Origin of the sequence: Nocardia sp. NPDC049526, from assembly GCF_044465765.1 — a bacterium.
Lineage (GTDB): Bacteria > Actinomycetota > Actinomycetes > Mycobacteriales > Mycobacteriaceae > Nocardia.
Genome location: NZ_JBITMA010000012.1, coordinates 101,583 through 114,809 on the forward strand (window position 1 = coordinate 101,583; position 13,227 = coordinate 114,809).

8 protein-coding genes and 1 tRNA gene are annotated in these 13,227 nt (G+C 67.2%); 4 read left to right on the forward strand and 5 right to left on the reverse strand.

The window, feature by feature from the left end; all coding sequences use genetic code 11:
• Positions 1-304: 304 nt before the first annotated feature.
• Complete coding sequence (locus tag ACIBW7_RS32450; protein WP_397053020.1) at positions 305-5,152, reverse strand: ATP-dependent helicase; 4,848 nt, start codon at positions 5,150-5,152, stop codon at positions 305-307.
• A gap of 137 nt (positions 5,153-5,289) precedes the next feature.
• Between ACIBW7_RS32450 and ACIBW7_RS32455 the strand changes: the two genes are divergently transcribed.
• Entirely contained in the window at positions 5,290-5,835 is a 546-nt protein-coding gene (locus ACIBW7_RS32455) for a histidine phosphatase family protein (protein WP_397053022.1), read from the forward strand.
• Here ACIBW7_RS32455 and ACIBW7_RS32460 read toward each other — a convergent pair.
• Positions 5,825-6,454, reverse strand: coding sequence for a TetR/AcrR family transcriptional regulator (locus ACIBW7_RS32460; protein ID WP_397053024.1), 630 nt, complete (start codon positions 6,452-6,454; stop codon positions 5,825-5,827). The two genes, ACIBW7_RS32455 and ACIBW7_RS32460, sit on opposite strands and share 11 nt — an antisense overlap.
• A 69-nt stretch (positions 6,455-6,523) precedes the next feature.
• On the opposite strand from ACIBW7_RS32460, the gene ACIBW7_RS32465 reads away from it, so the two are divergent.
• Both ACIBW7_RS32465 and ACIBW7_RS32470 read left to right on the forward strand, forming a co-directional pair.
• Positions 6,524-7,471, forward strand: coding sequence for a patatin-like phospholipase family protein (locus tag ACIBW7_RS32465; protein WP_397053026.1), 948 nt, complete (start codon positions 6,524-6,526; stop codon positions 7,469-7,471).
• Entirely contained in the window at positions 7,468-8,307 is an 840-nt protein-coding gene (locus ACIBW7_RS32470) for an SDR family oxidoreductase (protein ID WP_397053028.1), read from the forward strand. Before ACIBW7_RS32465 ends, ACIBW7_RS32470 begins: the two co-directional genes overlap by 4 nt.
• Positions 8,308-8,498: 191 nt before the next feature.
• Here ACIBW7_RS32470 and ACIBW7_RS32475 read toward each other — a convergent pair whose 3' ends face one another.
• Entirely contained in the window at positions 8,499-11,966 is a 3,468-nt protein-coding gene (locus ACIBW7_RS32475; RefSeq protein ID WP_397053030.1) for an indolepyruvate ferredoxin oxidoreductase family protein, read from the reverse strand.
• Positions 11,967-12,320: 354 nt separating this feature from the next.
• Entirely contained in the window at positions 12,321-12,563 is a 243-nt protein-coding gene (locus tag ACIBW7_RS32480) for a DUF3761 domain-containing protein (protein WP_397053227.1), read from the reverse strand.
• On the opposite strand from ACIBW7_RS32480, the gene ACIBW7_RS32485 reads away from it, so the two are divergent.
• Positions 12,460-12,837 carry a hypothetical protein gene (locus ACIBW7_RS32485; protein WP_397053239.1) on the forward strand — a complete coding sequence of 126 codons (378 nt, stop codon included), beginning with the start codon at positions 12,460-12,462 and terminating at the stop codon, positions 12,835-12,837. The genes ACIBW7_RS32480 and ACIBW7_RS32485 overlap by 104 nt on opposite strands.
• Before the next feature lie 163 nt (positions 12,838-13,000).
• Here ACIBW7_RS32485 and ACIBW7_RS32490 read toward each other — a convergent pair.
• Positions 13,001-13,071, reverse strand: a tRNA-Met gene (locus tag ACIBW7_RS32490).
• Positions 13,072-13,227 lie beyond the last annotated feature (156 nt).

Genomic DNA, 13,227 nt, shown 5'->3' on the forward strand with positions numbered 1-13,227 from the left:
CTCGACCATAGGTTGAATGGGAGCGGGGTCACTATTGGCTCCGCAGTGTGGGTCCGCTTTTCCCCGCGCAATTCCCTGCCTTGCAGAGTGCGAGTGGCCGTCGCTGCCCAGTTCTTGCGCTGCAGAGTGCGAGTGGCCGACGCCGCGCTTGCCGGAGCGGTGTCGCCGTGCGCGGGTTCGTCCGGCTTGCTCCGTAGTCGGGGCCGCGTGGTGTTGCGGAGAATCCGGCCTCGCTTTGCGGTGTGCGAGTCGCTGTCGCCGCGCTTGCCGGAGCGGTGTCGTGATGCGCGGCTTCGTCGTCGGATCACGGCTTGCTCCGCAATCGGAGGCCGCGTGGGGTCGCGGAGAATCCGGCCTCGGTGAGGAAACCGGCGAAGGTGTTGCCGTGCACGGTTTCTCCGTCGACCCGGTCGATCACGAGTGAGTCGACGCGACGGTCGCGCACCAGATCGGCCAGGGCGGTGGCCGCGGCCTGGCGGACGTTCGGATCCTCTGTGAAGGTGAGCAGCGTTTTACCGCCGCGCTCCAGATACAGCGCGAGTTCGCCGTCGACCAGCACGACGATGGCGCCGGCCTTGCGTCCGGGACGGTGGCCCGCGCCCTCGGACGGTCCCTTCGGCCAGGGCAGAGCCGCACCGTAGGGGTTTGCGGGATCGCTTGCCGCCAAAGCGAGTGCGGTGCTCCGGCGTTGTCCACCGGTGCCGGGGCGGGTGCGCTCGGTGTCGAAGGAGCGCAGTCGGTCCACCACATCGGTGGTGGAGAATTGTGCGCCGCCCAGCGAATCGATGAAATAGCCACGGCGGCAACGGCCGCGATCCTCGAATTCGGTGAGCACGCGGTACATGAGCGCGAATCCGCCCGGCACGCCCTCGTTCTGCACCGAGCCGCGGGTCAGCACGCCGTACCGCTCCAGCAGGGTGTCCGCCGTTGCGTGGGCGCGCAGGGTGTTGTCGGCCACCCGTTCCGGCAGCAGCGACCAGCGGCCGGCGACGGCGGGCGGTCCGGATCTGGTGGGCATATTCGGTCGTGGGAGGTAGGCCCGCCCACGCGGTGCGCGCCGTGGTGTGCGATGGGCGGTGGAGGTCCGTGCGGTACCCGAGAGCAGGGCGCGAACGGGAGCGAAGGTGTCACCTGAGACCACGCCTGCCCAGACGAGCTCCCACAACGCATTCGCGACTTTGGTGTCGTCGAGTAGTCCGGTGGCGTCGGAGAGTTGCCGGAAGAAGTACGCGCCGCCGCCGTGCAGGACCGGGGGAAGTCGCAGCGGCGACCCGTCTCGCCCCGCTGAGCCGTTGGTGCTCACCGAGCTGCCTGGAGTCGCCGAATTGCCCCACATCGCTGAAATATCCTGTGCTGCATCATCGTCCAGTGATACGACCTGGCCTGATCCCGCGCTGGACTCCGCATCGGCGTCGATGGGCGTCCACGGGGTGATCGATGCGCCCAACGCGTTGAGCAGGCGCAGGTGTACCTCGGACAGTTCGATCTCGTCGGCGGGCGTCAGAGTGAACGGGGCCTGATCGGCCAGGTGCAGGGCAATCCAGCCGTCCTTCGCGGTGATTGCGCCGTGCCCGGACCAGATGACCTCACCGGTGGCCGTCAACTCGTCCAGCATGGCAGGTGAGTAGTCGCGCACCCGCGCGGGCAAAACCAGCGATTCCCATGCGGAAGCGGGAATCGGCACTCCCGCAAGCTGTTCCACCACCGCCGCGACCCCGTCGACGCCGCGCAATTCACCGGTGTCGATGTGCTGCCAGGACGGCAGGAACCGGCCGAACGCGGCGGTGGCGACCGGCTCGACCTCGTGCCGGGCCGCCGCGAGCGACCGACGGCGCAAGCGGCGCAGCACCTGGCTGTCGCACCACTCCGAGCCGCTGGCCGCAGGTGTGAATTCGCCCTCTACCACGCGTTTTTCCGCGACCAGCCGATGCAGTGCCGTCGCGGCGACCGCGGCGCCCAGTCCGAAACGGGCGGCGACGGCCTCGGTGGTGAACGGTCCGTGCGTGCGGGCATAGCGCCCGACCAGGTCTCCGAGCGGATCGGCGACCGGTTCGATGAACGCGGCCGGGGTGCCGATCGGGAGCGGTACGCCGAGCGCGTCGCGCAGGCGCGCGGCATCCTCCACCGCGACCCACCAGGTTCGTCCGGCGAAGGTGACCTCGAGTGCGCGCTTGGATTTCAGCAAGCCGGCGAACCATTCCGCCGGATCACCGGTGGGCTCTGTATCGTCGAGTTGAACGCCGACGCACCGCTGCGCGGCTTCCTCGGCAGTGAGCGGTCCGAGCAGCCGCAACAGATCGGCCAACCCCTCCGCATCCCGCGCCAGCCGTTCGGGTGTGAGCCGCTGCAATTCCCGCTCGGTCTGCTCGATAACGGTGGCATCCAACAGTTCCCGCAGTTCCACCCGTCCGAGCAGTTCGGCGAGCAGACTCGAATCGAGTGACAGTGCGGCGGCCCGACGTTCGGCCAGCGGACTGTCCCCGTCGTACATGAACTGTCCGATGTAATCGAACAGCAGCGAATTCGCGAACGGTGACGGCGTCGCGGTCTCGACTTCGACCAGTCGCACCTGGCGACGCGCTACCCGTCCGAGCAGATCCCGCAGCGACGGTAGATCGTAAACGTCACGCAGACATTCGCGGACCGTCTCCAACAGGATCGGAAAGTCCGGAAACTTCCGCGCCACATCGAGCAATTGCGCCGACCGCTGCCGCTGCTGCCACAGCGGCGCACGCTTACCCGGATCGCGTCGGGGCAGGAGCAGTGCCCGTGCCGCGCACTCCCGGAATCGCGATGCGAACAGCGCCGATCCACCGACCTGCTCGGTGACGATGTCGTCGATCTCATCGGGCTCGAACACGAAAAGCTCGGCGCCGGGCGGATCGTCGGTGGTATCGGGCAGTCGCACGACAATTCCGTCGTCGGAGGCGTTCGGCGCGACGTCCACGCCGAACCGCTCCCGCAGCCGCGCACCGATCGCCAATGCCCACGGCGCGTGCACCGGCAAGCCGTACGGCGAATGCAGCACCAGCCGCCAATCGCCGAGCTCGTCGCGGAAGCGCTCGACGATCAGGGTCTTGTCGGTGGGCAATTGTCCGGTGGCAGTGCGTTGTTCATCGAGCAGCGTCACCAGATTCGTGGTGGCATTGTCGTCGAGGCCCGCGCCACGTAGGAGTGTGTCGACTGCCGGATCCGTTGGGGAGCTTTTCTTTCCATCGGTTCCGGGGTCCGTACCCTTCGGTGCGTGCGCGCCGGCCTTGCGAATGAATTCGCCGAGCGCCGCACCGAGTTCGGCGGGGCGACCGAGTCCGTCACCATGCCAGAACGGCAACCGCCCCGGCTGCCCGAATGCGGGTGTGACCAGCACCCGGTCGAAGGTGATCTCCTCGATGCGCCAGCTGGTCGCGCCGAGGGCGAATACATCGCCGACCCGCGACTCGTACACCATCTCCTCATCGAGTTCGCCTACCCGCGAGGCCTTTTCACCGACCATGTAGACCGCGAACAGGCCACGATCCGGGATCGCGCCACCCGAGGTCACGGCCAGGCGCTGTGCCCCTGGCCGACCGGTGAGTGTGCCCGCGTCGCGGTCCCACACGAGCCGGGGCCGCAATTCGGCGAACTCGTCCGACGGATAGCGACCGGCGAGCAGATCGAGCACCGATTCATACGCCGACCTGGGCAGCGAGGCGTAATTGCCGGTGCCGCGCACGGTTTCGAACCACGCGTCGACATCGATGGGTTCGAGCGCGCAGGCCGCGACGGTCTGCTGGGCCAGGATGTCCAAGGGGTGCGCGGGAACTTGCAGCGCCTCGATCTGGCCCGCCGTCATCCGTTGTGACGCGACCGCGCAGTGGATGACATCGGTGCGGTGCTTCGGGAACAGCACTCCGCGCGAGATCTCACCGACCTGGTGCCCGGCCCGCCCGACCCGCTGCAACCCACTCGCCACCGACGGTGGCGCCTCCACCTGCACCACCAAATCGACTGCGCCCATATCGATTCCGAGTTCGAGACTGCTGGTGGCGACAACGCAACGCAGCCGTCCGCTCTTGAGATCGTCCTCGATCAGCGCCCGCTGCTCCTTGCTCACCGAACCGTGGTGCGCCCGGGCCAGCAGCGGATCCGCGCCGTGGGTTACTTCGGTGGACGCACCGAGTTGGGCGGGCGGTTTGTGCCCGCCGCGCGCGTCAGGCCCGGAGGAGGCAGCTCGGGTAACCACGGAGGGCCCCGCGCGCGGCGTATCGGACACGGCCGCGACGGATTCTCCCAGCCGCGCGGCGTAGGCCTCATTGAGCCGCGCGGTCAACCGCTCGGCCAACCTGCGCGAATTCGCGAAGACGATCGAAGACCGGTGGTCCAGCACCAGATCCACGATCGCCTCGTCCACATGCGGCCAGATCGACCCTGGCTGATCGGAGTCGCCCGGCTCGGTCATATCCGCGATCGGCACACGCACGGACAGATCGAAGGTTTTCGGCGCGGGCGGCGAAACGATCGTGATCGCCGCATTTCCGACCAGGAACCGCCCGACTTCTTCGGGTGGCCGCACCGTCGCCGAGAGCCCGATCCGCTGCGCGGGCCGCTCGGTCAGCAGATCCAATCGGGCCAGCGACAGCGCCAGATGCGCACCGCGCTTACCACCCGCGATGGCGTGCACCTCGTCCACGATCACCGTGCCGACATCGCTCAGCGTCTCCCTGGCCGCGGAGGTGAGCATCAGGAACAGCGATTCGGGCGTGGTGATCAGAATGTCGGGCGGTGTCCGCTGCATCGATCGCCGGTCCGCCGGACTGGTGTCGCCGGACCGAACGCCGACGGTGATCGTCGGCGGGTCCAGGCCGAGCCGCTTCGCGGTCTGGGTGACCCCGACCAGCGGTGCGCGCAGATTCCGCTCGACGTCCACCGCCAATGCCTTCAGCGGTGACACATAGAGCACCGAGGTGCCGACCTTGCCCTCGGGCTTCGGCCGGGTCGCGAGTTGATCGATGGCCCACAGAAAGGCCGACAGCGTCTTACCCGAACCGGTCGGCGCGACGACCAAGGTGTGCTCACCTGCGGCAATGGCCTGCCACGCGCCCAGCTGAGCGGCCGTGGGCGCGGGAAATGCGCCGTCGAACCACTCCTGGGTCGCGGTGGAGAACTGGGCCATGGCATCAGTGTGCACCCGGGCACCGACAACCGGCAGGTGCGGCCGGAATCCCCCGAGTCCGGCAAATGGCTCGCGGCCCGAGCGAAGGGGTGGCAATCGAAGTACGGCCGCCAGCGTCGCGCCGTACGCTTCCAACCGTGCAAAAGGTGCTCAGACTCGACCTGGTCAGCCATGGCATGACCGAGGCGATGCGAAAGGCACGTTTTCCAGTAGACGAATCGCTGACCGAGGCCGGTCGCCGAGCAATCGCGGCGTGTGGCCGCCTGACCGCGGCGCGCGTGCTCACCGGACCCGAACGCCGGACCGTGGAAACGGCTGCGCTGATGGGACTTCCGGGCGCGGAGGACGCCCGGCTGCGCGATCTGGATGCCGGCGCGTGGCGCGGCGGCGAACTGATGTCGGTGCCGCAGGATGAGCTGTATGCCTGGCTGACGGACCCGCAGTTCCGTGGTCACGGTGGCGAATCCGTGACCGATGTGGTCGAGCGGACCAGGTACTGGATGGCCGAAATCGCATCCGAGGGCATGTCCACCATCGCGGTCACCCATCCGGCGGTGATCCGCGCGGCGCTGCTGGTGACCCTGGACGCGCCGCCGAAATCGTTCTGGCGGATCGACATTCCGCCGGGCAGCGTCACCCGGCTGCACTACCGCGGCGAATGGACGTTGCACTTCACGGCGTGAGACCCGGGCTCATTGCGCGCAGCGGTCCATCGCCCATCGTCACGAGCAGTCGTACGGCATCGGTGATCAGCCGTACCGGAATCGACGGATCGACGGCCCGCTGCATGCCGAGCCCGATGCCCATACTCAGGATTGCCGTCGCGGCATCCTCTGCGGGCATCGGCAGTGGGATTCCGATCGTGTCCGAAAGCGTCTGCACCTGCGCCGCGACGGCGCCGCGCATCATGGCGAGGCCGGAGACCAGCGCGGCCTGCAGTTCCGGATCGTCGCGGGCGACCGTGGCGAATTCGAATTCGAGCATGGTCCAGCCGACATCGCCGATGGTGTGCTCGGCCCATTCGTGGAATCGCGCCAGCTGATCGTCGAGCGTCTCGCCCGCCGCGATCAGATCGGCCACCTCGCCGAACTTCGTCGCGTGGATCAGCCCGAGTACCTCCAGGCAGAGCTCCTTCTTGGTACGGAAGTTCGAGTAGACCGCGCCCTTCGAGTAGCCCGCCTCCTCGGCGACCCGCTCCAGGCTGGTTTTCGCATAGCCCTCGGTCAGGAAGAGATCGCGTGCGGTCGCGATCAGGTCGGCCCTGGTACGGGCCTGACTCTCGGACCGGGTCAGACGTGCCATACCGCCGATTCTACGTACCGTTGGATTTCAGATACCGGAGGTATTTGAATTCTGCTAGTGTTTGAAACCATGGGTAACAAAAACCGGTCGCAACGGTGCGGCTTGGCCATCGGCTGCGGCGGCACGCTCGGGTTCGCCTGGATCGTCGCCGCGCTGGCCGCCACCCGCGAGGTGCTCGACTGGGATCCGCGCGAGGCGGATGTGCTGCTCGGCACGTCGGCGGGTGCCGAGACGGTCACCCTGCTCGGCAGCGGTATCGGCGTAGATGAACTCGTTGCAATGCAGCGCGGCACTTCGACGAATCCGATTCTGTTGGCGCATATGCGTTCCGAACCCGGACGCTTCCCGCCGTTGCCTCGCCCGCGGCTGGGTGAGTTGGCATTGAGTCTGCGTGCGCCCGCGACCGGACAGCGGTTGCTCACCGCGGGCAGCGGCCTACTGCCGATCGGCGGTGGTGATGCGAGCTGGTTGCAACATCTGGCCGATCGCCTGAATCCCGGCCGCTCCTGGGTATCTCATCCCGCCACCTGGCTGGTCGGCATGGATTACGCGACGGGAGAACGGGTTCCGTTCGGTGCGCCCGACGCGCCGTCGGCGAGCTTGGGTGCGGCGCTGCGCGCATCGTGGGCGGTACCCGGCTGGTTCCCGCCCGTTTCTATTGGCGGACGCCGCTTCATCGATGGCGGTGCGGGCTCGACCGCATCGGTGGATCTGCTTGCCGCACAACAACTCGACCAGGTGCTGGTGCTCGCGCCGATGGCCTCCGTCGAAGAAGTCCCCGCGACCGGTCCCGGTCATTTCCTGGAGCGGCAGCTGCGCAGTCGCATGAGCACCCAGCTCGCCGCCGAGGTCGGGGTGTTGCGTGCGGCGGGTACGCGCGTCCTCGTGATCGGTGCCACCGCAGCCGATCTCGCGGTGATGGGCCCGAATTTCATGGACGGTCGCCGCCGTCTCGAAACCTTCGAACACAGTCTGCGCAGCACTCGCCGAGCGCTGGAACAAGGAGTCTTCGCATGAATATTCTCGGTCACGGTTATCCGGATATCGACCTGAAGGGCGCGCGGGTGCTGATCACCGGCGCGGGCCGCGGCATCGGACAGTCGACCGCGGAACTGTTCGCGGCCAAGGGCGCTGAAATCGCCATTGCCGATGTCGATACTGCCGCAGCCGAATCCGCCGCTGCCGCGATAGGTGCTCGTCCCTATGAGCTCGACGTCCGTGCCCGCGACCAATGGGACAAGGTCGTCGCCGACTTCGGCACGGTGGATATCCTCGTCAACAACGCGGGTGTCATGCCCGCGGGCGCGTTCCTCGACGAACCCGACGCGGTCGGCCGCGCCACCATCGATATCAACCTCTGGGGCCTCATCCATGGCATGCGCGCCGTGGTGCCCGGCATGATCGAGCGCCGCCGCGGCCACGTCGTCAATGTCGCCTCGCTCGCGGGCAAGATCCCGGTCGCGGGCCTCGCCGTCTACAACGCGAGCAAATTCGCCGCTGTAGGGTTGTCCGCCGCAACACGTTTGGAGTTCGCACCGCAGGGCGTCAGCGTCAGCTGCGTCATGCCCTCGGCCGTCCGCACCCGCCTGTCCTCCGGCCTGACCCTCGGCAAGGGCATGCCCACCGTTGAACCCGAAGACGTCGCCGCCGCCATCCTGCAAACCTGCGAAACCCGCAAGGCCGAGGTAGCCGTCCCGAACTACCTGGGCCCCATCGACATAGCCCTGGCCGCCGCCCCGGAACGCGCGGTCCGCCTCGTTCGCCGGCTCCTCGACGGCAACCGCGCCCTCCACCCCGACGACTCCGAAACCCGCGCGAAGTACGAACAGCAGGTCCGTTCGATCACCGAATAGCCGGATTTCATCTGGCGAGACCTTGACCAGCCCGCCCCTTGGTTGCGCCGCCTGCGCTCCGCAGCCGAAATCGCCTGCACCCTACGCCTCGGCACCTGGGCTCCACGTATCTGAATCGACCGGGCCCCGTCCCACGACCGGGCATCCCGCATACGGGGTGCGGCCGGTGCCGAGACGGGGCCCCTCTCTGTTCAGAGCTGCGGTGGTTCGATGCCGAGGTCGTGGAGACCGTTTCGGTAGAGCTCGACATTGGCCAGTTTGATGTCCTCGTAGCCGCGGACCATGTCGGGGAGTGCGGCGGCCCGGGTGGCGCGGTCGTAGTCGGCCGGGGCGAGGTCGGTGGCCAGGGTGGTCACCATTTCCGTGTAGTGGGCGAGCAAGGCGCGTTCGACGCGGCGGACGCGGGCGTAGCCGAAGGGGTCGAATTTGGTGCCGCGCAAGCGCTTTCCCTTGGCGAGGATACGCAGGGCGAGGTGACTGCGGGGGCCGAGGCCGATCTTCTTCTTGCGGCCCATAGCGCGCAGGATCGGCGGGTGCAGGCGGTAGGTGAGGTTGGCGCCGTCGGGGAGTTGCTCGCTGACCTGGTCGAGGAAGGCCGGGTCGGTCAAGCGGCGGGCAACTTCGTACTCGTCCTTGTAGGCGGTGAACTTATAGAGGCCGCGGGCCACCTGCTCGCTGAACTCGGTGCGATCGGTGACGCGTTGCTCTGCCTCCCAAATGCGTTGCACGGTGCGGATATAGTCGCGCGCGACGCGTACGCCCTGGAAACCGATCAGCTCGACGGCACGCAGTTCGAGCAGCCGCCTGGTCTCACCTGTCGCGGTCACGCCGTCGAAAAGGTCTGCCGGAATGGCGATCTCGGCGCGCTTGTGCGTCTTTCGCGCGGTGACACCGGCGAATTCGTCCGGCCGCGCAATCGCCACCCGACCCCATCGGAATGCCGCGATATTGGCATGCACCGCAACACCGTTGATTTCGATGGCCTCCTCGATCGCCGACGCGGGTATGCGCAGGCCGCCGATCTGGTAGGCGGCGCCGACGAGCAGGAAGTTGGCGGCCGCGGTATTCCCGAACAGCACCTCGGCTGCGGCCAGCGCGTCGAACGATCGCACCGAACGCGACACCCGCTCGAGCCGGGAAAGCAGTTCGCGCTCTTCGGGATACGCGACGGACTTGTCGTAGACCATTTCTCCGGTCGCGGTTTTGCTGGTCGATGCGACGGACAAGGTGGTCTGCTTCGACCCGTAGGCCAGATTCTTGTTATCGGTGGCGGCGAGCAGGTCGAACGCGACGATGCAGTCGGCCGAACCCGGCGTCAGGCGGTTCGCCGGTTCCAGTTCGCCGGTCGCGAACCGCAGGTGCGATACCACCGGTCCGGCCTTCTGACTCAGGCCGATCTGATCCAGGCTCGCCACCTCGTACCCGGCGCGCAACGCCGCGGTCGCAAGCACCTGGTTGACCGTCACGATTCCGGTGCCGCCGATACCGGCCAGGAATACGTTCTGGGTCGTCGCCGGAGCGCCGTTCGGCAGGTCGGGCAGTACCGGCGGCTCGGGGCGTCGAGTTGCCTTGCGCTTCTCGGCTTTCGCAGGAAGCTCGACCGTTACGAACGAGGGGCAATCGCCGTCCATACAGCTGTAATCGGTATTGCACGAGGTCTGATCGATACGGGTTTTGCGGCCGAATTCGGTATCGACCGGCTGTACCGAGAGGCAGTTGCTCTTGACACCGCAGTCGCCGCAGCCCTCGCAGACCGCCTCGTTGATGACCACCCGGGTCCGCCGGACCGGCAGCGTGCCCCGCTTGCGCTGACGGCGCGCGTCGGCGGCGCAGTGCTGGTCATAGATGAGCACGGTCACGCCCGGAATCTCGCGCAGGGTGCGCTGGGCTTCGTCGAGCCGATCCCGGTGCCAGAGCAGGGTGCCGGCGGCGAGCTCGCGCTTGCGGTACTTCTTGGGTTCATCGGCGCAGATGATGATCTGTCGCACGCCCTCGGTGGTGAGTTTGTGGGTCAGCATGGGTACCGCGAGTGCGCCCTCGGCGTCCTGCGCACCGGTCATCGCGACGACATCGTTGTAGAGCAGCTTGTAGGTGATATTCACGCCCGCGGCGATACACGCCTGCACCGCGAGTTGTCCGGAGTGGAAATACGTTCCGTCGCCGATGTTCTGGAACAGATGCGGTACCGAGGTGAACGGGGCCTGACCGATCCACTGTGCACCCTCGCCGCCCATCTGGGTCAGCCCGGTCACCTTGCTGTCTTCGCGGCCGGACAGAGTCACCATGGTGTGGCAGCCGATGCCGCCACCGGCGATCGACCCTTCCGGCACGGCGGTGGACCGGTTGTGCGGGCAGCCGCTACAGAAGTAGGCGGCCCGCTTCGCAGGCAGAACCGCAAGCGACAGTGGTTGCGGCAACTGACGTTTCATCTCCAGCCGACCCTGCAGCGCGCGGCGCAGCGGAGCCACGATCCGACCTGAAGTGAGCTCGCCGTCCTGCGCGAACAGTGGCCGGTTCTCCGCATCACGTTTGCCGATTATCTGCGGCGCATCGGCAGTGCCGTACAGGATTTCGCGGATCTGTGTTTCGATGAACGCGGTCTTGTCCTCGACGACAACGATCCGCTCGAGCCCGTCGGCGAACTGTCGGACCCGCTCGGGTGCAATGGGATACGGCATGCCGATGCGCAGCAGTCGAACCCCGGCGCGATGCAGTGCGTCATCGTCGACGCCGAGATCGATCAGGGCCTGGCGCACGGCATCGAATGTGGTTCCGGTGGCGGCGATGCCGATGTGGGCGCGCGCCGGATTCACCTCGATGACGTCGAGTTCATTGAGTGCGCTGTAGGCCTGCACCATTTTCCAGCGCGGCCCGTACAGATCGGCCTCGGCCAGCACGCTGTCCGTCGGCGCGGCCATCGGGCGCTGGAGGTAGGTGAACGGGCTTCCCTCCCATTCGATCTCGGGGACGGTGATATCGATATCGCCGACCGAGCCGTCGACTGTCCACGCGCCGTCGGCGACATCGGCGACGATCTTCAACGCGACCAGGCATCCCGATGCCCGCGAGAGCGCGACACCGTGCAGCCCCATCGTGATGACCTCGCGGGCGTTACGCGGAAACAGCACCGGAATGCCCATCGCGGCCAGCGAACGCTCACTCACCGCAGGCACCGTCGAGGACTTGGAGGCGGGATCATCGCCGACCAGCAGCAGGACACCGCCACGGGCATTCGCGCCGTACATATTGGCGTGCCGCAACGCGTCCGTCGCGCGATCGAGACCGGGGCCCTTGCCGTACCAGACTCCGACAACGCCGTCATGCGTCGCCTCGCCCGCGGGCAGATCCGCTTGGCTGCCCCACACCGAGGTCGCCGCGAGTTCCTCGTTCAACCCGGGGACGAACGAAATATCGTGCTCGGCCAATACATTCGGCATCCCGTTGAGCATCTTGTCGACACCGCCCAGCGGACTGCCTTGATATCCGGATACGAAGGTGCCGACCCGGCGTCCGGCGCGCAGATCACGAACATGCTGCTCGACCAGCTGTCGAGCGATCGCCTGGACGCCGGTGAGGACAACGGTGCCCGCGCCGACGCGGTAGCGGTCGGCCAGGTCATAGGGGGCTGGGATCAGTTCGCGGTCCGCGAGCTCGGTCATGTAGTCCACCCGTCCGCGAGGCGCCGATCGGGCGCTTCGCTTCGTTGAGCATTTCTTGCCGCCATCCTGTACTTGAAGAGCTGAACGCACAACTGATACGCGACACGCTGAGCAGACTGCTCAAACTGAAGCTCGCTTGGTGGGCACGTGCTGTGCAGGATGCGAGGTGGAATGTGACCCCGGCCACGCAAGCCCGGAATGAGCTGCGTCATGCCACCGGAAACCTCGGGCCCCGTGTCGGAACTGGGCACCCCTTATACGGGGTGCTCAGTTACAAGATCGAGGTTTCCGATACGCCCATCTTGGTGTGCGGAAGTGCCGCATCTGCAGGGGCGCCGCAGTGGTGGCCGGGAGTTACAACCAGGCGGCGACGCCACCGTGGTGGGAGCAGGTGCCCGAGCGGTGCTGGCTATAGCTGTAGGTGCCGTCGGTGCAGCGGGCGGTGGCTCCTGGCGGGGCGGCGGGAGCGGACTGGGGGCGATGGACACATTGGTTGTCCGAGTTGAGGTATGAGTCGTTGCCGCAGGTCTGCTGGGATTGTGCCAGTGGGGCGGCTGCTACGGGTGGCTGGTATGTGGTGGGCGGTGCCGAGGCGATCGGTGCGGGCGGTGCGGGGGCCGCCGCGGGTGGTGCCACCGAGGTGGTCGGCGGTGTGGTCGTCGGAGCTGCGGTGGTCGTGGTCGGCTGCGGCGACGTTGTCGCAACCGGTGTCGAGGTGACCTTGGACGTGGTGATCGACGCCGTCGCGGCGCTGAGCCCGGGGCCGCTCGATTGCGGCGCGCAGCCGCTGAGCAACAGTGTGAGCGCACCCGCGAATGCGAGCCCGGTGCCGACGAAGGTGTTGAAGCGGTTACTCATGTTCCCCTACTGAGACGCTGCCAGGCCGGTCTAAAGGTTTGGGTGCCTGGACTACTCGCTCAATCGGCCTGGCATACATCCCGTTACCGACACTCCCGGCGACTCGCCGGAGAGCGCTCATCGACGAAAAAAGGTCCAGGCCAGTCGGTTTGGAACTGACCGGCCTGGACCATCAGTGGCAGGGGCAGGATTCGAACCTGCGACCTCTGGATTATGAGCCCAGCGAGCTACCCGGCTGCTCCACCCGCGTCGTAGGAGCAACGTTACGTCGATGCCGGTGGTCCGCGCGAGCGATTATTCGCGCTGCCGCACATGCGTGAGCGGTGCGCAAAGCCCGCGCCTCGCGCTATTCGGTGCGGTCACCGTTCGCTGCGACGGCATCCCGAGGCACGCGCCGGAAGGC